At 66.1% G+C, this 21,722-nt stretch carries 22 protein-coding genes; 8 read left to right on the top strand and 14 right to left on the bottom strand.

Annotated elements, in window-relative coordinates:
- Positions 1-219 precede the first annotated feature (219 nt).
- From AC13GF_RS08920 to AC13GF_RS08910, 3 genes are all read left to right on the top strand, one after another.
- Positions 220-5,196, top strand: a complete 4,977-nt coding sequence (locus tag AC13GF_RS08920; protein WP_483004390.1) for an NAD-glutamate dehydrogenase — start codon at positions 220-222, stop codon at positions 5,194-5,196.
- A gap of 293 nt (positions 5,197-5,489) precedes the next feature.
- Complete coding sequence (locus AC13GF_RS08915; protein ID WP_049445646.1) at positions 5,490-6,263, top strand: NAD kinase; 774 nt, start codon at positions 5,490-5,492, stop codon at positions 6,261-6,263.
- Positions 6,264-6,310: 47 nt separating this feature from the next.
- Positions 6,311-7,255, top strand: coding sequence for a 5'-nucleotidase (locus AC13GF_RS08910; protein WP_005410242.1), 945 nt, complete (start codon positions 6,311-6,313; stop codon positions 7,253-7,255).
- A 48-nt stretch (positions 7,256-7,303) separates the two neighbouring features.
- On the opposite strand, the gene AC13GF_RS08905 is transcribed toward AC13GF_RS08910, so the two are convergent.
- The 12 genes from AC13GF_RS08905 to asnS form a co-directional block, all read right to left on the bottom strand.
- Entirely contained in the window at positions 7,304-7,855 is a 552-nt protein-coding gene (locus AC13GF_RS08905) for a DUF2939 domain-containing protein (protein WP_483004389.1), read from the bottom strand.
- A 42-nt stretch (positions 7,856-7,897) separates the two neighbouring features.
- The gene (locus tag AC13GF_RS08900) at positions 7,898-8,878 is read right to left on the bottom strand and encodes an aldo/keto reductase (RefSeq protein WP_483004388.1); all 981 of its coding nucleotides are present in this window, start codon (positions 8,876-8,878) and stop codon (positions 7,898-7,900) included.
- A complete protein-coding gene (locus AC13GF_RS08895; RefSeq protein ID WP_008265662.1) occupies positions 8,878-9,564 on the bottom strand; it encodes a DUF2461 domain-containing protein in 687 nt (228 codons plus the stop codon). Before AC13GF_RS08895 ends, AC13GF_RS08900 begins: the two co-directional genes overlap by 1 nt.
- Positions 9,561-11,000: an exodeoxyribonuclease I gene (gene sbcB, locus AC13GF_RS08890; protein ID WP_483004387.1), complete on the bottom strand. Its 1,440-nt coding sequence runs from the start codon at positions 10,998-11,000 to the stop codon at positions 9,561-9,563. Before sbcB ends, AC13GF_RS08895 begins: the two co-directional genes overlap by 4 nt.
- The gene (locus AC13GF_RS08885) at positions 11,000-12,367 is read right to left on the bottom strand and encodes an FAD-dependent oxidoreductase (protein WP_483004386.1); all 1,368 of its coding nucleotides are present in this window, start codon (positions 12,365-12,367) and stop codon (positions 11,000-11,002) included. The genes sbcB and AC13GF_RS08885 overlap by 1 nt, the downstream gene beginning before the upstream one ends.
- A gap of 31 nt (positions 12,368-12,398) precedes the next feature.
- Complete coding sequence (gene kynU / locus AC13GF_RS08880) at positions 12,399-13,673, bottom strand: kynureninase (RefSeq protein ID WP_483004385.1); 1,275 nt, start codon at positions 13,671-13,673, stop codon at positions 12,399-12,401.
- Between the two features lie 160 nt (positions 13,674-13,833).
- On the bottom strand, positions 13,834-14,355 hold the full coding sequence (locus AC13GF_RS08875) for a 3-hydroxyanthranilate 3,4-dioxygenase (protein WP_483004384.1): 522 nt from the start codon (positions 14,353-14,355) through the stop codon (positions 13,834-13,836).
- Between the two features lie 19 nt (positions 14,356-14,374).
- Complete coding sequence (gene can / locus AC13GF_RS08870) at positions 14,375-15,037, bottom strand: carbonate dehydratase (RefSeq protein WP_014037740.1); 663 nt, start codon at positions 15,035-15,037, stop codon at positions 14,375-14,377.
- A gap of 72 nt (positions 15,038-15,109) precedes the next feature.
- A complete protein-coding gene (locus AC13GF_RS08865; RefSeq protein ID WP_483004383.1) occupies positions 15,110-15,748 on the bottom strand; it encodes an FMN-binding negative transcriptional regulator in 639 nt (212 codons plus the stop codon).
- A 7-nt stretch (positions 15,749-15,755) separates the two neighbouring features.
- On the bottom strand, positions 15,756-16,070 hold the full coding sequence (locus tag AC13GF_RS08860) for a hypothetical protein (RefSeq protein WP_006453002.1): 315 nt from the start codon (positions 16,068-16,070) through the stop codon (positions 15,756-15,758).
- A 5-nt stretch (positions 16,071-16,075) separates the two neighbouring features.
- Entirely contained in the window at positions 16,076-16,375 is a 300-nt protein-coding gene (locus tag AC13GF_RS08855) for a hypothetical protein (RefSeq protein WP_483004382.1), read from the bottom strand.
- Between the two features lie 29 nt (positions 16,376-16,404).
- Positions 16,405-17,799 carry an asparagine--tRNA ligase gene (asnS, locus tag AC13GF_RS08850; RefSeq protein WP_483004381.1) on the bottom strand — a complete coding sequence of 465 codons (1,395 nt, stop codon included), beginning with the start codon at positions 17,797-17,799 and terminating at the stop codon, positions 16,405-16,407.
- Between the two features lie 128 nt (positions 17,800-17,927).
- Here asnS and AC13GF_RS08845 point away from each other — a divergent pair, with 128 nt between their 5' ends.
- The 5 genes from AC13GF_RS08845 to rplI all read left to right on the top strand — a co-directional run bounded on the left by AC13GF_RS08845 (position 17,928) and on the right by rplI (position 20,296).
- Positions 17,928-18,266: a HesB/IscA family protein gene (locus AC13GF_RS08845; RefSeq protein ID WP_006376495.1), complete on the top strand. Its 339-nt coding sequence runs from the start codon at positions 17,928-17,930 to the stop codon at positions 18,264-18,266.
- A gap of 84 nt (positions 18,267-18,350) precedes the next feature.
- Positions 18,351-18,893: a CbrC family protein gene (locus AC13GF_RS08840; protein WP_483004380.1), complete on the top strand. Its 543-nt coding sequence runs from the start codon at positions 18,351-18,353 to the stop codon at positions 18,891-18,893.
- Between the two features lie 168 nt (positions 18,894-19,061).
- Positions 19,062-19,499 carry a 30S ribosomal protein S6 gene (rpsF, locus tag AC13GF_RS08835; RefSeq protein ID WP_006452997.1) on the top strand — a complete coding sequence of 146 codons (438 nt, stop codon included), beginning with the start codon at positions 19,062-19,064 and terminating at the stop codon, positions 19,497-19,499.
- Positions 19,500-19,510: 11 nt separating this feature from the next.
- The gene (rpsR, locus tag AC13GF_RS08830) at positions 19,511-19,741 is read left to right on the top strand and encodes a 30S ribosomal protein S18 (RefSeq protein ID WP_002804494.1); all 231 of its coding nucleotides are present in this window, start codon (positions 19,511-19,513) and stop codon (positions 19,739-19,741) included.
- Between the two features lie 105 nt (positions 19,742-19,846).
- On the top strand, positions 19,847-20,296 hold the full coding sequence (gene rplI / locus AC13GF_RS08825; RefSeq protein WP_014037734.1) for a 50S ribosomal protein L9: 450 nt from the start codon (positions 19,847-19,849) through the stop codon (positions 20,294-20,296).
- A gap of 110 nt (positions 20,297-20,406) precedes the next feature.
- Here the strand turns inward: rplI and AC13GF_RS08820 are convergent, their stop codons facing one another.
- Together AC13GF_RS08820 and AC13GF_RS08815 are read right to left on the bottom strand one after the other, a co-directional pair.
- Positions 20,407-20,877, bottom strand: a complete 471-nt coding sequence (locus AC13GF_RS08820; protein ID WP_483004379.1) for a DUF1963 domain-containing protein — start codon at positions 20,875-20,877, stop codon at positions 20,407-20,409.
- 221 nt (positions 20,878-21,098) lie between these two features.
- Positions 21,099-21,686: a DUF1963 domain-containing protein gene (locus AC13GF_RS08815; protein ID WP_483004378.1), complete on the bottom strand. Its 588-nt coding sequence runs from the start codon at positions 21,684-21,686 to the stop codon at positions 21,099-21,101.
- Positions 21,687-21,722 lie beyond the last annotated feature (36 nt).

Here is a 21,722-nt window from a genome sequence, read left to right as displayed (position 1 = left end):
TGGAATCGAATCGGAGTCGCTGCGTGTGTCTTCCGGTAACACGCTTTGCCGATCCTGTCGGCAGTGCTGAAGCGGGCGCCAGCACCATACCGGTGCGAACTGAATAGGCGTCTAAACCGCAGCAAACCCGAATCTGGTTATTCCGTCCTGCAGCAAGGCCTTTTCGTGCGGTAGGGCTACAATTTCATTTTCCCAACTGAGCAAGCGCATCGCTCTGCCATGAAACCGCAAAAAACCGCAGCCAAGACCGTGAAAAACAAGACCAAACCAGCAGAGTCGGAGGTCGCAGTGACCGCTGGTTTCTCCCTGGAGCCGGTGTACACGGCATTGCGCAAGCGTTACCCCGCGGCCGCACAGGCCGAAGCGGTGGCCTTCGCCACTGACTTCTACAAGCGCATGGAGTCGGACGAGTTCCCGCACCACAGCGCTGAAGAGTGGGCCGCTCTCGCGGCTGAGACGCTGGAATTTGCCCGTGCCCGCAAGGCCGGCAAGGCCAACGTCCGCGTGTTCAATCCGACCGCGAAGGCCAACGGTTGGGAATCGCCGCACACCGTGCTGCAGATCGTCAACGACGACATGCCGTTCCTGGTCGATACCGTCACCATGTCGCTGGCCGAACAGGGTGTGGGTGTCCACGTGCTGGGCCATCCGGTGCTGCGCTTCACCCGCGACAAGGCCGGCAAGCTGGTCAAGGTCGGCGAAGGTGATGCCGAGTCGGTGATGCTGCTGGAAATCGACCGCCAGCCGGCCGAAGCCATGGCGGCCATCGAGCAGGCCATCAACAAGGCGCTGGACGAAGTGCGTGCGATCGTGCGCGACTGGCAGCCGATGAAGGACAAGGCGCTGGCACTGGCCGATGACCTGGGCAGCCGCCAGCTGCCGGTCGACGCAGCCTCGCGCAAGGAAGCACAGGAATTCCTGCGCTGGGCCGCCGACAACCACTTCACCTTCTTCGGCTACCGCGAGTACCGCGTCGAGAAGCAGGGCAAGGAAGAAGTGCTGGCGCCGCTGAACGACACCGGCCTGGGCCTGATGCGCGGCAAGGACAAGTCCGCCGCCCGTCCGGTCAAGACGCTGGCCGCGCAGGGTCTGAACACCACGTCCGGTCTGAAGGACGCGCTGATCCTGACCAAGACCAATGCCCGTTCGCGCGTGCACCGCGCCGGCTACATGGACTACATCGGCGTGCTGGAATTCGACGCCAAGGGCAAGATCATCGGCGAGCAGCGCTTCCTCGGCCTGTTCACCTCCAGCGCCTACAACCGTCGCCCGTGGGAAATCCCACTGGTGCGCCAGCGCCACGAGCACGTGATGAAGCAGTCGGGCCTGGCCCCGGCGAGCCACAGCGGCAAGGCCCTGCGCCACATCCTGGAAACCCTGCCGCGCGAAGAACTGTTCCAGTCCAGCGAGGACGAACTGTTCCGCACCGCCATGGGCGTACTGGGCCTGCAGGAGCGCGTGCGCAGCCGCCTGTTCCTGCGCCGCGACAAGTACAGCCGTTTCATCTCCGCGCTGGTCTACCTGCCGCGTGAGCGCTTCAACACCGACGTGCGCCTGCGCATCGAGGCCATGCTGAAGGACGCGCTGCACGGCGAGTACGTGGACAGCTCGGTGGTGCTGGGCGAATCGCCGCTGGCCCAGGTGCACCTGATCGTGCGCCCGAAGCCGGGTGAAATGCTCGACGTCGATACCGCCGAACTGGAACAGAAGCTGGCCCAGGTGCTGCGCAACTGGCAGGACGACCTGCGTGAAGCGCTGGTGACCCGCCATGGCGAAACCGAAGGCCTGCGCATCGCTGCCCGCATCGGCAAGGCACTGCCGGCCGGCTACATCGAAGACAACAGCACCGCTGTTGCCGCCAACGATGTCAGCCAGCTTGATGCCCTGACCGGTCCGGACGACCTTCGCCTGAGCCTGCAGGCTGTGCCGCGCGAAAGCGGCGATGGCCTGCGCCTGAAGCTGTACCGACAGCTGGACGACATTCCGCTGTCGGACGCGCTGCCGATGATGGAAAACATGGGCCTGCGCGTGATCGCCGAGCGTCCGTACCGCCTGTCGGTCGACAACGCCCCGGTGTATGTGCAGGACTTCGAGGTCGAATCGACCGCCGGCGCGATCGATGCCGCCAGCGTCGATGAAGCCTTCGGCGAGACCTTTGCCCGCGTCTGGCACGGCGATGCCGAGAATGATGGCTTCAACCGCCTGGTGCTGGCTGCCGGCCTGCACTGGCGCCAGGTCGCCATGCTGCGTGGCTACTGCAAGTACCTGCTGCAGACCGGCGTGCCGTTCTCGCAGGCGTACGTGGAAGGCACCTTCACCCGCTATCCGCTGCTGGCGCGCCTGCTGGTCGAGCTGTTCGAAGCGCGCTTCGATCCGGCCACCGGCCACGAGAGCAAGGAAGACATTGCTGCCGGCCAGGCCCAGCTGAAGGCGCACCTCGATGTGCTGGCCGCCGGTGACGAGGCCACCCTGAAGGTGCTCAAGACCGTGGTCGACGCCCGCAAGGGTGACCGCGACGCGCAGATGCAGGCCGCGCGCGATGCGCTGCTGAAGCTGATGGACCGCGTGTCCAGCCTGGACGAGGACCGCATCCTGCGCTCGTTCATGGGCGTGATCGATGCGACCCTGCGTACCAGCTACTACCAGACCGATGCCAACGGCCAGCACGGCCATGTCATCAGCTTCAAGTTCGATTCGGCGCTGGTGCCGGACCTGCCGAAGCCGCGCCCGTACCGCGAAATCTTCGTCTACGGCCCGCGCGTGGAAGGTACCCACCTGCGCTTCGGTGCGGTTGCCCGTGGTGGCCTGCGCTGGTCGGATCGTCGCGAAGACTTCCGTACCGAAGTGCTGGGCCTGGTCAAGGCGCAGATGGTCAAGAACACCGTCATCGTGCCGGTTGGCGCGAAGGGCGGCTTCTTCGCCAAGACCCCGCCGGTGAACGGCGATCGCGATGCGATCTTCGCCAACGGCGTGGCCTGCTACAAGCTGTTCATCCAGGGCCTGCTGGACATCACCGACAACATCGTCAACAACAAAATCGTGCCGCCGGTGGATGTCGTGCGTCACGACATGGACGATCCGTACCTGGTGGTGGCCGCCGACAAGGGCACCGCGACCTTCTCCGACATCGCCAACGGCCTGGCCATCGCGCACGGCTTCTGGATGGGCGATGCATTCGCCTCCGGTGGTTCGGTCGGTTACGACCACAAGGGCATGGGCATCACCGCACGCGGTGCGTGGGAGTCGGTCAAGCGCCACTTCCGTGCGCTGGGCCGTGACAGCCAGAGCCAGGACTTCACCGCCGTCGGCGTCGGCGACATGTCCGGCGACGTGTTCGGCAACGGCATGCTGCTGTCGCGCCACATCCGCCTGGTCGCTGCATTCGACCACCGCCACATCTTCCTGGACCCGAACCCGGACGCAGCCACCACGTTCGTCGAACGTGAGCGCCTGTTCACCGTGCCGCGTTCGAGCTGGGCGGACTACGATGCCAAGCTGATCAGCAAGGGCGGCGGCGTGTACCCGCGCAGCCTGAAGTCGATCGAGATCACCCCGCAGGTGCGTGAAGTGCTGGGCCTGGACGAGAGCGTCAAGGCGCTGTCGCCGAATGATCTGATGAGCGCGATCCTGAAGGCACCGGTCGACCTGCTGTGGAACGGCGGCATCGGTACCTACGTCAAGGCCGCCAGCGAGCAGCACAGCGATGTCGGCGACCGCGCCAACAACGCGCTGCGTGTGAATGGTGGCGAGCTGCGCTGCAAGGTGGTGGGCGAGGGCGGCAACCTGGGCATGACCCAGCTGGGCCGCATCGAAGCTGCCCAGGCCGGCGTGCTGCTCAACACCGACTTCATCGACAACTCGGCCGGTGTCGACACCTCCGACCATGAAGTCAACATCAAGATCCTGCTCAACGATGTGGTGCGGGCCAAGAAGCTGACCGTCGAGCAGCGCAACAAGCTGCTGGCGTCGATGACCGACGAAGTCGCCGCGCTGGTGCTCAACGACAACTACCGCCAGAACCAGGCGCTGAGCCTGATGGAGCGGATGGCGGTCAAGCGCCTGGGTTCCAAGCAGCACTTCATCCGCACCCTGGAACAGCAGGGCCTGCTCGATCGCCAGATCGAATTCCTGCCGTCCGACGCCGAGCTGTCCCAGCGCAAGGCACGCGGCCAGGGCCTGACCCGTCCGGAACTGTCGGTGCTGCTGTCCTACTCCAAGCTGGTGGCGTTCGCCCAGCTGCTGGATTCGGACATCCCGGAAGATCCGTACCTGTCCAAGGAACTGCAGCGCTACTTCCCGACCCCGCTGCAGAAGAAGTACGCCGACGCGATGGAGCGTCACCGCCTGAAGCGCGAAATCATCGCTACGGCCGTGACCAACCAGACCATCAACCGCATGGGCGCCACCTTCCTGATGCGCATGCAGGAAGACACCGGCCGCTCCATCGCCGAGGTCGCCAAGGCGTACACCATCAGCCGCGAAACGCTGGATGCACGCGCGCTGTGGGCACAGATCGACGCCCTCGACGGCACCCTGCCGGAGTCGGTGCAGATCGACGCGCTGGAAGTGATCTGGAAGCTGCAGCGCTCGTTCGTGCGCTGGCTGCTGTCGCGCCCGGGCCCGATGCCGGGCATCACCGAGGCGGTCAACCGCTATCAGGGTCCGTTCAACGACATCCGTGTTGCTTCGGGTGTGCTGCCGGATTCGCAGCGTCCGACCTACGAAGCCCTGGTGGCCGAGTGGAAGGAAAAGGGCCTGCCGTCGGCACTGGCACAGCAGCTGGCCGAACTGCACTTCCTGGAGCCGGCGTTCGACATTATCGAACTGGCCCGTACCCGCAAGCTGAAGCCGGTGGACGTGTCCAAGATCCACTTCCGCCTGGGCGACGCGTTGCAGCTGCCGTGGCTGTTCGAGCAGATCGACGCGCTGGAGGTCAACGGCCGTTGGCACGCGGTGGCACGTGGCGTGCTGCGCGACGAACTGGCGGCGCACCACCGCAGCCTGGCCGGCCAGGCACTGGGCACCAAGGGCAGTAACGCTGAAGCCAAGGTGGCCGCGTGGATCGGTCGTGACGACAGCAGCCTGCGCTTCACCCTGGCGATGCTGGCTGAACTGGCCGAGCAGAAGACGCTGGACTACCCGACCGTCTCGGTGGCAGTCCAGCGCCTGGGCCAGCTGGCTGCCCACGGCGCGTAAGTGAAGTAGTGCCAGACCATGCCTGGCATGCGTGAACCGGAACGGCCCCGCGAGAGCGGGGCCGTTCTGTTTCTGCCCTTGACCTTTGCGACCACCTGACCCGACGCCGACCGTGAACCTGCCAGGTGGATGACCGGCATATCCGCCGGGACCGCGAGCGCCATGGATGGCGCGATCGAGCCCCCAGGGATGGGTTTACGGCGTGTCCCGGCGGATATGCCGGTCATCCGCCCCACGGGGTCCAACTCCCGGCGCTCGGTTATGCTCTCCATCAAACCCACCCGGATCCACCGATGAGCGACACCCCCCGCATCGCTTTCCTGGCCAGCACCACCGAGCCCGCGCAGATGGCCCGCGCGGCCATGGTGTCGCGCTATGGCGACTACACGCCCGAGCAGGCCGATGTACTGTGCCCTCTGGGCGGCGATGGCTTCATGCTGCAGACCCTGCACCGGCATGGGCACCTGGGCAAGCCGGTGTTCGGCATGAAACTGGGCACGGTCGGCTTCCTGATGAACCAGTACCGCGGCGACGATGACGTGCAGGCGCGCATCGCCCGTGCCGAACCGGCCAACCTGCGACCGCTGGAGATGGTGGCGCTGACCGAATCGGGCACCAGCACCGGCTCGCTGGCCTACAACGACGTCTCGCTGCTGCGCCAGACCCGCCAGGCCGCGCATATCGGCATCGACCTCAACGGCCAGGAACGCGTGGCCGAACTGATCGGTGACGGCGTGCTGGTGGCGACCCCGGCTGGCAGTACCGCCTACAACTATTCCGCGCATGGCCCGGTGCTGCCGCTGGGCTCGCATACCATCGCCCTGACGCCGCTGGCCCCGTATCGGCCGCGACGCTGGCGCGGGGCGATCCTCAAGGCCGACACCGAAGTGCGTTTCCGCGTGCTCGATCCGTACAAGCGCCCGATCAGCGTAACCGCTGATTCGCACGAGACCCGCGACGTGGTCGAAGTGACCATCCGCGAGTCGAAGGACCGCCGCGTGACCCTGCTGTTCGACCCGGAGCACAACCTGGAAGACCGGATCCTGAGCGAACAGTTCGTTTTTTGAGGACAATAGGCGGCCGGCCCCGCCGACCGCTTGAAGGACCCCCACCGATGGGCGACAACTCCCCCCGTTTGCTGACCGTCGCGGTGACCTCGCGCGCCCTGTTCGACCTCGAGGAAAGCCACGCGCTGTTCGAGAGCGATGGCGTGGCGGCCTATGCCGAGTTCCAGCGCCAGCACGAAGACGACATCCTCGGCCCCGGCGTGGCCTTCCCGGTGGTGCGCAAGCTGCTGGCGCTGAACCAGGGCGCCAGCCCGGAGAATCCGCGGGTCGAGGTGATCCTGCTGTCGCGCAACTCGGCCGATACGGGCCTACGCATCTTCAACTCGATCCAGCACTACGGCCTGGGCATTATCCGAGCGACCTTCACCGCCGGCGAGCCGACCTGGCCGTACGTGAAGCCGTTCGGCACCGACCTGTTCCTGTCGGCCAACCCCGAATCGGTGCGCAGCGCGCTGCGCCATGGCATCGCTGCGGCGACCATCCTGCCCAAGCCACCCGGTGAGACCGCTGCGGCAGCGGCCGACCAGATCGATACCGGTCGCCCGGCCGGCCAGCTGCGCATCGCCTTTGACGGTGATGCGGTGATCTTCGGTGACGAGAGCGAGCGCATTTCGCGCGAGCAGGGCGTGGAAGCGTTTGGCCGCCACGAGCGCGAACGGGCCCGCGAACCGCTCAGCGGCGGCCCGTTCCGCGGCTTCCTGTCGGCCCTGCACACGCTGCAGGAAGTGTTCCCGGCCGGCGAGAGTGCGCCGATCCGTACCGCGCTGGTGACCGCGCGTTCGGCGCCGGCGCACGAGCGGGTGATCCGCACCCTGCGCGAGTGGGGCGTGCGCCTGGACGAAGCGCTGTTCCTCGGCGGTCGCCACAAGGGGCCGTTCCTGCAGGCGTTCGGTGCCGACATCTTCTTCGATGATTCGCAGCACAACATCGATAGTGCCCGCGAGCATGTGGCGGCCGGCCACGTACCGCACGGCGTTGCCAACGAGGGGTGAAACCATGCCGGGTGGGTGCCAACCGTTGGTTGGCACTGCCGTTATCGGTCAATGCGCGACCGACATCCCCAACTGCAGGTCCACCACCTTCCAGCGCAGCCCCTGCGGCTCCAGCACCACCTTCATCGGTGGCTGGCCGGGACCGCGATCGACATCGATCACGAAGCGGTCCAGCGCTTCAAAATGATGTTCGGCATTCTTCAGCGGTCGCGCCGGCTCGGTCGGGCCGAAGGCATCGCCGCCCTGCAGTTCATTGCGGCCGCGCTTCCACAGCACGTGGCCCTGCAGCATCGCGCCGATACCGGTCGGGGTCACCATGGTGTCCACCGCGGCACCGCCGAGCTGGTCGCCCAGCCCGTACAGCAGGGCACCGAAGGGACTGGCCGCCACATCCGGGCCGGCCTGGCGCACCAGGTAGTCGTTGAGCTGGCCGCGCAGGCTGCTGCGCACGCGCGGGAAATCCACGTAGCGCTCCAGGCGCGCGGTGTCGCGCTGTTCAATGGCCTGGGACAGCCCGCGCACGGTCATGTAGGGACCACCGAACCACCAGGCCGCCAAGGCCAGGACCAGCAGCACAACGAGTGCAGTGAGTTTCTTCATGCCGCCCAGACTGCCGCAACCGCAGCGGCATGGGGTGAAGACTCAATGACTGGGTGATCCGCGGCCATCACCGAAGGCGGCCACCAGCTGTTGGCGTTCGGCTGCGGTCAGTGCCTCAAGCTGCGTCGCCAGCACCTCGTCCAGGCTGCCGGTGCGGGTAGTGCCGAGGATGCCGCTGGCCACGCCGGGATGGCCCAGGGCATAGGCAAACGCGGTCTGTGCGGGGCGCTGGCTGCGGATGGCGGCGATGGCGTGGCGCATCCGGCGCGCGCTGTGCATCAGTGCGCGGCTGCTCGGCTTGAGCCAGGCTCTGGCCAGGTACCAGGCGTCAGCTGGGCGGGGCAGGCGGGCCCGTGACGGCAGCAGATGGCCTTGTGCCAGCACGGTGCCGGCCAGCACGCCGATCCCGGCCGCGTGCAGCTGGTCGATGAGGGGTTCACGGTCCTGCTGCAGGGCGTTGTAGTCCAGAAGCACCACGTCGAACAGCGTGGGATGGTCGATCATCCAGTGCAGGGTCGACGCCGTGTGCGTATTGATGCCGGTGTGCCGGATCAGCCCGCGTTCGCGCAGTCGTTGCAGTGCGGCCAGCAGGTCATCGTTGATGTCGTGCTGGCTGGCACCGTGCAGCTGGTAGATGTCGAGGTAATCCAGGCCGAGGTTGCGCAGCGAGGCTTCGCAGCTGGCGGTGATGGCTGCGGGCGAGAAATTGCGCTGCTCGGCGCCACTGATGCCGGCCTGGCCGGTCAGCGTGCCGCCCTTGCTGGAGATCACCAGCGACTCGCGCGGGTATCGCTTCAGCAGCGGGCGCAGGATGCGGCCCAGCCGCGGCTCGGCGTGGAAACCGGAGTAGTTGTGGCCGGTGTCCAACAGGTTCACGCCCTGTGCCAGTGCATGCTCGACCACGTGCGCGGCAGACTGTTCCAGGAAGCGGCGATGCCCCCAGAAGCCGGAACAGCCCAGGCCCACCGGCGAAACCGCCAGGCCGGTGCGGCCCAGCGTGCGGCGTTGGTGCGCCAACGGCATCAGAATTCCAGGTCCAGCGCGGCGCACAGGTAGTCGACGAACGGACCGAGCGCAGCCAGGTCCTTGCCCAGTGTGGACAGCAGGCGCGGGCCGGTCATGGTGGCATCGTCCAGCGAGCGCCACATCACCCAGTTGCGGTGCTTGAGATCGTCGATGAATTCGAAGTCGGCCGGAAAGCCGCGCGGCGGCCGCACCAGCTTCTCGCTCTCCTCGAAGTCGAAGCGCTTGCGCAGGGCCGGTGCATGCGCGGCGGCCTTCCAGCTGCCGGGGTTGTCGAGGATGAAATGGCGCACGCGGCGCTGGGTCTCCGGTTCCGGATGCCACAGCCCGGCACCGACGAAGCTCTCGCCCGGCTGCAGGTGCACGTAGAACGATGGCGCGGCCACCTCGCGACGGCGCTCATGGAACAGGCGCGCACCCTGCCAGGTCTTGTACGGGGATTTATCGTTGGAGAAGCGCGCGTCGCGATGGATGCGGAACAGCGAGCCGCCGACGCCGCGGGTATCGGCGCGGAAGTGGTCGCTGACCTCGGCCAGCGCCGGCTGCAGGTCACCCAGCAGGCGCAGGAACGGCTGCCGCACGTGGTCTTCATACTGCTGGCGGTGGTCGTTGAACCACGCCTTTTCGTTATGCCGCGCCAGGCTGCGCAGGAACTTGAAGCTGGCGTCCGAGAAATAGGTACTCACAAGGTCTCCTGCAGCTGCTGGCCCCAGTCGCGCAGCGATTGCAGCAGGGCCTGGCGCCGCGCATCGTCGGGCGCTTCGGCGGCCAGTGCATCAAGCTGCTGCTGGTACTGGGGCAGATTGAGTTCGCCCAGGCCGCCGTCTCCGAGCAGGCGCTGGCGGCGGTAATCCTGCCAGCGCTGGCGTTCAGGCGGCGCGAGGCTGTCGGGATGATTGCGCGCGCGGTAGCGGAACAGCAGCTCGGGCAGGCGCGGGTCGCGGAAGCGGCCTTCCAGTGCGGCCAACTGCTCCGGCGCGCTGGTGCGTGCCAGCGCAAGCAGCGGTTTGTCGCCGTTGCCGAGGAAGCCGTCGTACAGCGAGGCATCGACGTCGGCCACGGTGGCGGCGCGGGGCTGGTTGTAGACCTGGCGCGCCTTTTCGGCCAGCTGCGGTGCGAACGCGCGCAGCCGCTCCACCTTGGCCTCGATCGCGGCCACGTCCAGGCCAAGGCGCGCGTGGTCATCGGCGCGCAGGTGGTTCCAGGCGATCAGTGCCGGCACCTTGTTCAGATGCACTTCCTTCAGCGGTACCCGCGCCGCGCCTTCGGGCAGCTCGCTGGCACGCATGTAAAGGCGCTGTGCGATCACCCCGGCCGGCAGTTCCAGCAGATCGTCGATCTCGCCTTCCAGGTCGAACACGATCACCCGGTTGTTGATGGTCGGGTGCATGGCCAGCGGCAGCACCGGTGCCGCGCACAGGCGGCTGGCCGGGTAGCGCATGGAAATGTGCAGCACCGGCTTCATCGCGGTGACGTCCAGCAGGCTGCCGACGAAGCGTTTGTCGCGCAGCTTCAGTGCGTACTCCCACAGCCGCGGCTGCGACTGCTTGAACAGGCGTGCCATGCCGATGGTGGCGCGCACGTCGGAAAGTGCTTCGTGCGCATCGCCTTCGCGCACGTTGTTGGCCTCGGCCAGGTGCTCGAGCTTGAACGAGGTGGCGCCATCTTCGCGCAGCGGCCACTGGATGCCGTCCGGGCGCATCGCACGCATCAGCCGCAGCATGTCCAGCAGGTCCCAGCGCGAATTGCCGTTGCGCCACTCGCGTTCGTACGGGTCGTGGAAGTTGCGGAACAGCCCGTAGCGGACGAATTCATCGTCGAAGCGCAGCGTGTTGTAACCCAGCGCGCAGGTGCCGGGGCGCGACAGCTGCTCGTTGATGCGGTCGAAGGCTTCGGCTTCGCTGATGCCTTCGGCCAGTGCCTGCTGCGGGGTAATGCCGGTCACCAGGGTGGCCATCGGTGAGGGCAGCAGGTCATCGGCCGGGCGCACGAAGAAGCTGACCGGGGTATCAATCTCGTTGAGGTCGGCATCGGTGCGGATCGCGGCGTACTGCGAGATGCGTGTGCGCCGCGGGTCCTGGCCGAAGGTTTCCAGGTCGTAGAACAGGAAGCTGTCGGCCATCAGTGCGCGCCCTCCAGGACCGGCAGCTGCGCGTGGATCTGCGCTTCCAGTGCGGCCCAGTCGATGTTGTCCAGTGAATCGTGACCTGCAGTGGCCGCCATCAGCATCCCGCGCTGCAGTTCGGTGCGGTGCAGCGCCTCGGCGTAGGGCGTGTGCAGGAAGGTAACCATCGTGTAGTGCGGTACGAAGCGGGTCGGCCAGCGCCGCTGCAGCTCCTGTTCCAGTTCGCGCTGCAGCAGGAAGGCCGGGTCGGCCACGCGGTCGCGCATTTCCAGGTAGTTCTCCAGCGCCATCTGCTGGATGGCACGCGCATTCGGCTTGCGCTCGGCTTCGAACGCGGCGAACGCACCTTCCAGATCATCGGCCTCCATCAGGTTACGGGCCAGCGCAACGCAGTCCTCGAACGCGCAGTTCATGCCCTGGCCGTGGAACGGCACCATCGCATGCGCGGCGTCGCCGATCAGCACGGCGCGGCCCTGCTGGTGCCAGCGTTCCAGGGTGAGTGTGCCGAGCAGGCCTGGCGGGTGCTGTTCCCAGTCCGCACGCAGGTTCGGGATCAGCGGCAGGGTGTCGGCGAACTCGCGCGCGAACAGCGCCTCGGCCTGTGCGCCGGTGTTGACCGTGGCGAAGCTGGGGTCGCCCTGGTTGGGCAGGAACAGGGTGACGGTGAAGGTGCCTTCGTGGTTGGGCAGGGCGATGCACATGTAGTGGCCACGCGGCCAGATGTGCAGCGCATTGCGCTCGATGCGGAAGCTGCCGTCGGCGGCCGGCGGAATCTCCAGCTCCTTGTAGGAGTGGTCGAGGAAGGCGATGTCCTCGCCCAGCGGCGCACGGCGGTTCATCGCCGCGCGCAGTGCCGAACCGGCGCCGTCGGCACCGATCAGGGTGTCGAAGCGGATGTCGTGCGGGCTGTCGTCGCGGTCATCGATGAAGCGCGCGTAGCCGGCATCGAAATCGACGGTGTGCAGGCGACGATGGAAGTGCACGGTGGCGCCGGCCTGTTCGGCCAGTTCCAGCAGCGTGGTGTTCAGGTCGCTGCGGTGGATCGACCAGATCACTTCGCTGTCATCACGGCCATAGCGCTGCAGCTGCGGTTCGCCCTCGCGCGGGTGCACCATGCGCCCGCGCATCATCACCGCGCGCGCCATCACCTCGTCTTCCACACCGGCCTGGCGCAGTGCGTTGCGCCCACGCTCTGCCAGTGCCAGGTTGATCGAGCGGCCGCTCTCGTAGTCGGCCACGCGCGGATCGCCGCGGCGTTCGTACAGGGTGATGCGCCAACCCTGGCGTGACAGCAGGATGGCCAGCAGAGACCCGGCGAGGCCGGCACCGATAATGCTCAACGAGCGGGAAGCGTGTGCGATCAACGAACTGTCCAGCAGTAGGGGAGGGGCCGGCTTAGAGGCCGGCCCAGGCTTCCACTTCCTCGACGAAGTGGTGCACGTCCAGGTAGCGGTTGTAGAGCGGGGTGGGCGAGATGCGGATCACGTCGGGCTCGCGCCAGTCGCCGAGCACGCCGATGCTGCGCAGGTGTTCGAACAATGCGCGGCCACGTTCGCGGCCACCGATCACGCGCAGTGACAGCTGGCAGCCGCGGCGCTGCGGGTCGGCTGGCGTGATGATGTCCAGCACGCTGGACAGGCGTGCGCGTACCAGCGCTTCGAGCATGCCGGTCAGCGCGAGCGACTTGCTGCGCAGCGATTCCATGCCGGCGCGCTCGAACAGGTCCAGCGAGGCCCGCAGCGGCGCCAGGCCGAGGATCGGCGGATTGCTCAACTGCCAGCCTTCGGCACCGATGGCCGGGGTGAACTGCGGCGCCATCTGGAAGCGGGTGGCTTCCTCATGGCCCCACCAGCCGGCAAAGCGCGGCAGGGTGGCATCGCGGTGGTGGCGCTCATGCACGAAGGCACCTGCAACCGCGCCCGGGCCGCTGTTGAGGTACTTGTAGTGGCACCACACGGCGAAATCGGGTGCAACGTCATGCAGGCGCAGCGGCAGGTTGCCAACCGAGTGCGCCAGGTCGAAGCCGATGCGCGCGCCCTGCAGGCGCGCGGCACGGGTGATCGCATCGAGGTCGAAGGCCTGGCCGGTGCGGTACTGCACGCCCGGCCACAGCACCAGTGCCAGGCGCGGGCCGTGTTCGGCGATGGCGTGCTCGATCGCGGCCAGCGAGATCGTGCCGTTGGCCTCGTCCGGCTGCACTTCCACCAGGCACTCGGCCGGATCGAAGCCATGGAAGCGGATCTGCGCCTCCACCGCGTGGCGGTCGGTCGGGAATGCGCCGGCTTCCATCAGGATCACCGGGCGCTCGGCCGTTGGCCGGTAGAAGCTGACCATCATCAGGTGCAGGTTCACGCTCAGCGTGTTCATCGCCACCACTTCGCTGGGCAATGCTCCGACCACACGGGCCAGCTGTGCGCTCACCAGGCGGTGGTAGGACAGCCACTGCGTCGGGCCGGTGAAGTGGCCCTCCACCGCCAGCTCGCCCCACTGCTTCATCACTTCCTGCACGGCCGCCTGTGCACCACGCGGCTGCAGGCCCAGCGAGTTGCCGACGAAGTAGGTCTGCTCGCCGCCACCATGGCGCGGAATCAGGAATTCATTGCGCAACGGGCGCAGTGGATCGGCGGCGTCCAGAGCAATGGCGTGGGTTCGGCTGAGCAGGTCGGACATGGTCGGGCAACAGGCTGCAACGGGACCGCCAGTGTAGCGCCTGGCACGGCGGGACCGACGCCCGGAATGCCTGCGTACCGCCATAGCTGTGGAGCCGAGCCCATGCTCGGCTTCGTGGCCCGGCAGCCGAGCATGGGCTCGGCTCTACAGGGGCGGGTGGTCAGCCGGCCGCTGGCGCCGGCAGCGGATCCACTTGCCCGCACTGGCTGCAGGTACGCAGTTCCAGGCTGGCGTGGTAGCGCGCGAACACCTTGGGCAGGTCGGTTTCGATGTTCTGCAGCGGGAAGTACTCTTCGTGCAGCTTGTGGTTGCAGCGCTCGCAGTGCCAGATCACGCCGTCCATCTCATGCGGCAGGCGCTTGCGCTCGACCACCAGGCCGATACCACCGGGCGGGCGGCGCGGCGAGTGCGGCACCTTCGCCGGCAGCAGGAAGATCTCGCCGGCGCGGATCGGAATGTCGCGCACCGCGCCGTCTTCCTGCACCTTCAGCACCATCTCGCCTTCGAGCTGGTAGAACCACTCCGGGCCTTCGTCGTAGTGGAAGTCGGTACGCGAGTTCGGCCCGCCCACCACCATCACGATGAAGTCGCCGTTGTCGATCATCTTGTTGCCCACCGGCGGCTTCAGCAGGTGGCGGTTTTCTTCGATCCAGGCGTGCAGGTTGATCGGCGAAGCGAGCATGGTGGTCATCCGTAAGGGATCAGTCGCGCTTGCCCTTGCGCGGGACGTAGGACAGGGCCTTTTCATACGCCGGCTGCAGCTCTTCCTGCGAACCGACGTCGATGCCCATCTCGCGCACGCGCCCGTCCTTCAGGCTGTACACCCAGCCGTGCACCATCAGCTTCTGGCCGCGGGCCCAGGCGTCCTGCACGATGGTCGAGCGGCACAGGTTGGCGACCTGCTCGATCACGTTCAGTTCGCACAGGCGTGCGTGCTTGAGCTCATCGGTCTCGATCGCATCGAGGATGCCGGTGTGTTTCTGCATCACGTCACCAACGTGGCGCAGCCAGTTGTCGGCCAGGCCGACGCGGGTGTTGTGCAGGCAGGCATGCACGCCGCCGCAGCCGTAGTGGCCGACGATCAGGATGTGCTTCACCTTCAGCTGGTCCACCGCGTACTGCACCACGCTCAGGCAGTTCAGGTCGGTGTGGGCGACCACGTTGGCCACGTTGCGGTGCACGAACACTTCACCCGGGGCCATGCCGATGATCTGGTTGGCCGGCACGCGCGAATCGGAACAGCCGATCCACAGGTATTCCGGGTGCTGCTGCTTGGCCAACTGGTGGAAGAACTCAGGGTCTTCCTTCTCGATGCGGTCGGCCCAGTCGCGGTTGTTCTGCAGCAGCTTGTGGATGTCTTTCATGTTCGGGTCCCTGGCGTCGGGTGAGGGCGCGCCGCAGCCATCCGGCTGCGTCGTCGCGGGAATCTGGGGCGTTCAGTCGCTGCGGGCGGCCTGTTCGCGGTGCCAGCGCATCCACTGCGCCAACTCGGTGGAAGAGGGGGTGCCCAGCTGTTCCAGTTCGGCGATCACCGCGCGCTGGTTCGCATCGGGATGGTTCTGGCTCAGCTTGAGCTTCAGCTGCACCTGCTGGACCTGGAAGCGGAAGCCGACGATGGCGCGCAGCTCCGGGCCGTGTTCGGCGCGCGTGGCATCGAACTGCCAGGCCTGGCCGACGCTGGCCTCGAAGCGGTCGCTGATCGCACCGACCAGTTCGGCCAGCGCATCGGCGTCGTCGAAGGTGTGCAGCTGGCCGCGCAGCTCGGCAGCGGCATAGTTCCAGGTAGGCACCCGCGCAGCGGGCTCCTTGTCCGGATACCAGCTGGCCGAGACGTAGCCGTGTGGGCCATCGACCAGTACCTTGGCCGCGCCGCGGTGGCGAGACTGAGGGTTGGCGCGGGCCCAGTGGCCGCGCAGTTCGATCTGCTCGCCGTCACGCCGGTACAGTACCGGCATCCGGGTCAGCTCCGGCAGGCCATCGCTGCCGGGGGTGAGCACGGTGACGAACGGATCGCGCGCCAGCAGGCGGTCCAGCCAGAGCAGGTCGGTCTCGGCGAAGGCGCGCGGGGTGAACATGCTGGGGTCAGGCGCGCCCGCCCAGCGACTGGATCATGCGGCCACGCAGGCCCTCGTCGCTGTCGGCCTGCGGCGGCTGCACTTCGTGCAGGCTGAAGCCGCGCACCAGCGCGTCTTCTTCATCCAGGCCGTCATATTCGACGAACTCGGCGTCGAACAGCTGCGAACGCGCGGTGTCTTCGCTGTCATAGCTCAGCGTGTTGCCGTCGCTGTCGAGCACTTCGGCGGTGCCGGCCGGGCGCACGCGCAGGCGGGCCCAGATCAGGGTGTTGCCGAGGCTGGCCAGCCACCAGCTGTCGCGCGAGGCAGTAATGTCATTCATGGGGGTTACCAGAGCGAGGCCAGCCAGAGCAGGGCGGCCATGCCCAGTCCTGCCAGCAGGGTAAGCAGCGATACCCAGGCCGGCGTCGCCAGCCCGGACAGCGAGCGGTCCGGCTGCTGGCGATAGTCACGGCGCAGCAGCCAGGCCAGGGCATCGGGCTTGAGGAAGGCGCCCCTGCCGAAGCGCTCGGCGAGCGCCGGATGGCGGTCGCGCACGTGCACCAGGGTCAGCGGCCAGAAGATCACGAAGGCACTGAACCCGGCCACTGCAACGCCGACGAAACAGAGGGCGAAGAACAGGGTCATGGGGCAGTACCTCCGTGGTCGAGTGGGGCTTAGAAGTCCGCGCTGCCCGGGGCGCGCGGGTAGGGGATCGCATCGCGGATGTTGGACAGGCCGCAGACGTAGACCACCAGGCGCTCGAAGCCCAGGCCGAAGCCGGCGTGCGGCACCGAACCATAGCGGCGGAAGTCGCGGTACCAGCTGTAGTGCTCACGGTCCAGGCCGAACTGGGCCATGCGCGCGTCCAGCACGTCCAGGCGCTCTTCGCGCTGGCTGCCGCCGATGATCTCGCCGATGCCCGGGGCCAGCACGTCCATCGCGGCAACGGTCTTGCCGTCGTCGTTCAGGCGCATGTAGAAGGCCTTGATGTGCTCCGGGTAGTTGGTCACCACCACCGGGCGGCCGACGTGTTCCTCGGTCAGCCAGCGCTCGTGCTCGGTCTGCAGGTCCAGGCCCCATTCGACCGGGAAGTCGAACTTCTTGCCGGACTTCTGCAGCAGGCTGACCGCATCGGTGTAGTCGATGCGCTCGAACGGTGCGTTGATGAAGTCTTCCAGCTTGGTGATCGCGTTCTTGTCCACGCGTTCGGCGATGAAGGCCAGGTCGTCGCTGCGCTCGTTCAGCACCGCGCGGAACAGGTACTTCAGGAACTCTTCGGCCAGGCGCGCGTCTTCGGCCAGGTCGGCGAAGGCGATTTCCGGCTCGATCATCCAGAATTCCGCCAGGTGGCGGGTGGTGTGGCTGTTTTCGGCGCGGAAGGTCGGGCCGAAGGTGTAGACCTTGCTCAGCGCCAGGCAGTAGGCCTCGACGTTCAGCTGGCCGGACACGGTCAGGAAGGTCTCCTTGCCGAAGAAGTCGCGGCTGAAATCGATCGCGCCCTTCTCGTCACGCGGCAGGTTCACCATGTCCAGGGTGGACACGCGGAACATCTGGCCGGCGCCTTCGGCGTCGGAAGTGGTGATGATCGGGGTGCTGATCCAGTTGAAGCCGTTCTCGTGGAAGAAACGGTGCACGGCCTGGGCCAGGCAGTTGCGGATGCGGGTGACCGCGCCGAACAGGTTGGTGCGCGGGCGCAGGTGCGCCACTTCGCGCAGGAACTCCGGCGACATCGGCTTGGGCTGGATCGGGTAGGTGAGCGGGTCTTCAACCCAGCCAACCACTTCCAGTGCGCTGGCCTGGATCTCGAACGACTGGCCCTTGCCCTGCGACTTCACCAGGATGCCGGTGGCGATGACCGAGCAGCCGCTGGTCAGGCGCTTGATCTCGTCGAAGTTGGCCAGGCTGTCGCCGGCCACCACCTGGATCGGGGCGAAGCAGGAGCCGTCGCTCACATTCACGAAGGCCAGATTCGCTGAACCGCGCACCGTGCGCACCCATCCGCGTACCGTGACTTCGCCGCCTTCCGGGATCTTCCCGGCAAGCGCATGTTCAACGCTGACCACCGTCATGACTTGAATCCTCTGCTGATCGACTCGATCTGTGAACACGGGAGTTTACCGGTTGCAGCGTTCTGCTTGCGAGGCATTTTTCGCGGCAACGGCTCCTTATAATGTCCCCGTACCTCTGGAGTAGCCCCATGGCCGTCAGCCTGACCCCCATTGCCTTCGAGCGCGTGCAGCGCTTTGTCGCCCAGACCCCCGGTGCGCTGGGCCTGCGTTTCGGCGTGACCAAAACCGGTTGCTCGGGCTGGGGTCACATCACCGACCTGGCCCGCGACGAGCGCGAGGGCGATACCGTGTTCGACCAGGACGGCGTGAAGATCTACGTCGATGCCAAGAGCCTGGCGCTGGTGGACGGCACCGTGATCGACTTCGGCAAGCACGGCCTGAGCGAGACGTTCACGTTCAGCAACCCCAACGCCACCGCCGAGTGTGGCTGCGGCGAGAGCTTCACCACCGACGCCGACAAGGCCTGAGGCCCGGCTGCCGGGCATAGCCAAGGCGTGCTCTGGTAGGTGCCGACCTTGGTCGGCACGCTGGGCTCGGCAGGGACCCCACGGATGGAACGACCGGCTTTTACCTATTACCCCAACGCCTACGCCCTCTCATTCGAAGAGGTCGAGGGGGTCTGTGACTGCTGCGGCCAGCCGCGCACACTACGCTACCGCGGACCGTTCTACACGCGCCTGCGGCCGGAGTATCTGTGCCCGTGGTGTATTGCCGATGGCAGGGCGGCGGCCAGTTGCGAAGGTGAATTCACCGGCTGGAGCGATATTGAAGGGGTATCCCCGGATCCAGCCGACCCGCCGCCGACCATCGCCCGTGAGTTGCTGCTGGAGATCTGTGAGCGCACCCCGGGTTACTCGTCCTGGCAGCAATCGGTCTGGCTGAGCCACTGTGAACGGCCCTGTGCCTTCCTCGGCTTCGCCGGCAGCGACGATCTGCTGCCCATCCTCGACCAGGTCCGGCCCGATGTGGCGGCGGTCAATCCACGCGACGCCGACTGGGTGCTGGCGCACCTGAGCCGGGACGGGATGATGGTCGGCTGCCTGTTCCAGTGCCTGGAATGCGGCCAGCATCGCCTTCACGTCGATCTGGGCTGAATACGCTGGTGGGTTCAGGTTGTCCCGTGGCCGCCCGGTTGCCCGCCATCCCCATCTGCGCCATAATGCGCGGCTTCCTGCTTCCCTGGCGGGAATCCTTGCCCCACCGCGGTATCAACGGCGGGGGGCTGTCCGGCCGCAAGGCCACATCCGAAAGGTAGAAAAAACATGAGTCGTCATTACGAAATCGTGTTCATGGTCCACCCGGACCAGAGCGAGCAGGTCCCGGCCATGATCGAGCGCTACAAGTCGCTGGTCGAGAACGGCAACGGCACCATCCACCGTCTGGAAGACTGGGGCCGCCGCCAGCTGGCGTACCCGATCCAGAACCTGGTGAAGGCCCACTACGTGCTGATGAACATCGAAGCCGACCAGGCCGTTCTGAACGAACTGACCGAAAGCTTCCGCTTCAACGACGCCGTGCTGCGCAACCTGGTCATCAAGCGTGACGAGGCTGACACCGAGCAGTCGCTGATCATGAAGAGCAAGGACGAGAAGGGTGACAAGCCGGAGCGCGGTGAGCGCCGTCGTCGTGACGACGAAGAAGGCGAGTCCACCACCACCGCTGACAACGAAGCCGGCGACGACGCCGCTTCCGCCGCCTAAGGAGCCTTCCCATGTCCAAGTTCTTCCGTCGCCGCAAGTTCTGCAAGTTCACGGCTGAAGGTGTGAAGGAGATCGACTACAAGGATCTCAACACCCTGCGCCAGTACCTGACCGAGAACGGCAAGATCGTGCCGAGCCGCGTCACCGGTACCAAGTCGAAGTACCAGCGTCAGCTGGCGACCGCCGTCAAGCGCGCTCGCTTCCTGGCCCTGATCCCGTACACCGACAACCACGACGTCTGATGCCCGGCGGGGCGGCCCGGTGCCGCCCCCGCTGTGCCAGCTATTCGGACAGCCTTTGTTGCGGGGCATCGCCTCGCTAACGAATAACTCATCTGGAGCAATACCATGCAGCTGATTCTCCTGCAGAAAGTCACCAACCTCGGCAACCTGGGCGACCTGGTCGACGTGAAGCCGGGCTACGGCCGTAACTTCCTCGTGCCGCAGGGCAAGGCCGTTCCGGCCACCGAGAGCAACAAGGCCGAGTTCGAAGCCAAGCGCGCCGAATACGAAGCCAAGGCCCAGGCCATCCACGCCGATGCTGACGCCCGCAAGGCCAAGCTGGAAGGCGCGAGCGTGACCATCCCGGCCAACGCTTCGACCGAAGGCAAGCTGTACGGCTCGGTCGGCGCCCGCGAAATCGCCGATGCCTTCACCGCTGCTGGCCTGCCGGTCAGCAAGAGCGAAGTCATCCTGGGCGAAGGCGCCTTCCGCAACATCGGCGAATACGACGTGCTGGTCCACCTGCACGCCGACGTCGAGACCACCGTCAAGGTCGTCGTCGTCGCCGAAGCCTGATCCCACGCCGCAAGGCCTGGAATCACCGCAGAACGGGCGCCCGCAAGGGTGCCCGTTTTGTTTTGGGCGATCGCCGGGGATGTAGAGTCGAGCCATGCTCGACTGGTTGCTCAGGTGGTCTGGATGACGAATCGACCGCAGTCCATTGAAGGCGCGCGAATGTTGCGTTCAAGCAATAGATAGCCCATTCCACCGGCGAGGATTCCTCGATGTGTGGGTGCTGCCCGGTTCAATCGGGAACCGTTGATCTGGAGGACGAATTCCCGCCCTTCAGCGCAATCGTCCTGAAGCCAAGCGGGGGTTCCGCCGATCTTGGCGATTCCGTTCTCGGCGTCATCCGGGATGGAGGCGGTGGCAGTGGCGATCAGGCGCGGGTCAAAAGGCGGCGCTGCGCTGTCTGCGCCGGGTTCGTGGGGCGCGTAAGCGATGACACGTCCGCCAGTCAGTAGAGCGGTTTCGATGTATGCATCATCAATAGCGTCATAAGGCGTGAAGATCGACACGCAGAGGTGAGCTCTGATTGCGATCTTCGGGGTATGCGTTTGAATGAAGGGCGCAGGCAGGCTTGCAAGATGAAGCATTGGCTTTCCTTTGGCGTCGCAAGGCCAAGGAGCATCGGGAGACAGGTATGGGGCGCCTCCCAAGAAAGCGCAGCCCGGAGCTTGGCCATGATTTTCGAATACAAGTTCTCTGTACATGGATGAGTCCGATGGCGTTGAGGGCCGAGCCAGCGATGACCTGTTCTTGTCCGGTCTGATGAGTCATGGCCGGCCGAAGTCGGGCAACTGACTTGGCCTGTCTCTCAAGTGGTTTGGATGACAAATCGACCGCAGTCCATCGAAGGTGAAGGAATGTTGCGATCAAGCAACAGATAGCCCATCCCGCCGATCAGGATTCCTTGATGTGTCGGGGCTGCCTTATCAAGATCGAAGTCGTCGAACTGAAGGACGAACACCTGGTCTTCCGATTCGTCATCCTGCAGCCAGTAAGGCCGTCCACCAACTTTCGAAGTTCCGTGAGGTGTTTCGCCCTCTCTCAGCGCCATCCCGGCACAAATGCGGAGTGGCCCAATCGGCGCGCAGGGAGAGTCTCTTGGTTCATGTCCAGACCAGTGAACGACCACGCGACCGCCCTGGTCCATGGCTTCTTCGAATCTCTGCTCGCCCGAGGTGATATATGGCGTGAAGACCGAAATGCTCAGCCCGGGCGCGATGTACAGTCCGGCGACGTGGCTTCGAATGAATGCGGCTGGAAAACTGGCCAGGTGAAGCAGTGCGTGTCCATGGATGCTGGTTGGCCAAGGGGTACGGGCATCCAGCCAAGCGGTCCCGCCGAGCACGGGAGCGGTCATCGCGTCGTCGGCGTGGGTAAATAAAAGCGGTCGATGCATCCCCCCATCCTGCACGGCTTCTGATGTGCAGGGCTG

The organism is Stenotrophomonas sp. 22LJNL06-5-1 (assembly GCF_056861455.1).
Note: the sequence above shows the minus strand (reverse complement) of the source record. Positions and strands in the feature narration are given on the sequence as shown.

Coding starts and splice junctions, on each gene's coding strand:
- can (WP_014037740.1), bottom strand. CDS start 15,037: ATGAAAGACATCCACAAGCTGCTGCAGAACAACCGCGACTGGGCCGAC.
- AC13GF_RS08905 (WP_483004389.1), bottom strand. CDS start 7,855: ATGAAGAAACTCACTGCACTCGTTGTGCTGCTGGTCCTGGCCTTGGCG.
- AC13GF_RS08815 (WP_483004378.1), bottom strand. CDS start 21,686: ATGCATCGACCGCTTTTATTTACCCACGCCGACGACGCGATGACCGCT.
- AC13GF_RS08900 (WP_483004388.1), bottom strand. CDS start 8,878: ATGCCGTTGGCGCACCAACGCCGCACGCTGGGCCGCACCGGCCTGGCG.
- rplI (WP_014037734.1), top strand. CDS start 19,847: ATGCAGCTGATTCTCCTGCAGAAAGTCACCAACCTCGGCAACCTGGGC.
- AC13GF_RS08875 (WP_483004384.1), bottom strand. CDS start 14,355: ATGCTCGCTTCGCCGATCAACCTGCACGCCTGGATCGAAGAAAACCGC.
- rpsR (WP_002804494.1), top strand. CDS start 19,511: ATGTCCAAGTTCTTCCGTCGCCGCAAGTTCTGCAAGTTCACGGCTGAA.
- kynU (WP_483004385.1), bottom strand. CDS start 13,673: ATGTCCGACCTGCTCAGCCGAACCCACGCCATTGCTCTGGACGCCGCC.
- rpsF (WP_006452997.1), top strand. CDS start 19,062: ATGAGTCGTCATTACGAAATCGTGTTCATGGTCCACCCGGACCAGAGC.
- AC13GF_RS08910 (WP_005410242.1), top strand. CDS start 6,311: ATGGGCGACAACTCCCCCCGTTTGCTGACCGTCGCGGTGACCTCGCGC.
- AC13GF_RS08920 (WP_483004390.1), top strand. CDS start 220: ATGAAACCGCAAAAAACCGCAGCCAAGACCGTGAAAAACAAGACCAAA.
- AC13GF_RS08865 (WP_483004383.1), bottom strand. CDS start 15,748: ATGTTCACCCCGCGCGCCTTCGCCGAGACCGACCTGCTCTGGCTGGAC.
- AC13GF_RS08845 (WP_006376495.1), top strand. CDS start 17,928: ATGGCCGTCAGCCTGACCCCCATTGCCTTCGAGCGCGTGCAGCGCTTT.
- AC13GF_RS08915 (WP_049445646.1), top strand. CDS start 5,490: ATGAGCGACACCCCCCGCATCGCTTTCCTGGCCAGCACCACCGAGCCC.
- AC13GF_RS08860 (WP_006453002.1), bottom strand. CDS start 16,070: ATGAATGACATTACTGCCTCGCGCGACAGCTGGTGGCTGGCCAGCCTC.
- asnS (WP_483004381.1), bottom strand. CDS start 17,799: ATGACGGTGGTCAGCGTTGAACATGCGCTTGCCGGGAAGATCCCGGAA.
- AC13GF_RS08820 (WP_483004379.1), bottom strand. CDS start 20,877: ATGCTTCATCTTGCAAGCCTGCCTGCGCCCTTCATTCAAACGCATACC.
- sbcB (WP_483004387.1), bottom strand. CDS start 11,000: ATGGCCGACAGCTTCCTGTTCTACGACCTGGAAACCTTCGGCCAGGAC.
- AC13GF_RS08840 (WP_483004380.1), top strand. CDS start 18,351: ATGGAACGACCGGCTTTTACCTATTACCCCAACGCCTACGCCCTCTCA.
- AC13GF_RS08855 (WP_483004382.1), bottom strand. CDS start 16,375: ATGACCCTGTTCTTCGCCCTCTGTTTCGTCGGCGTTGCAGTGGCCGGG.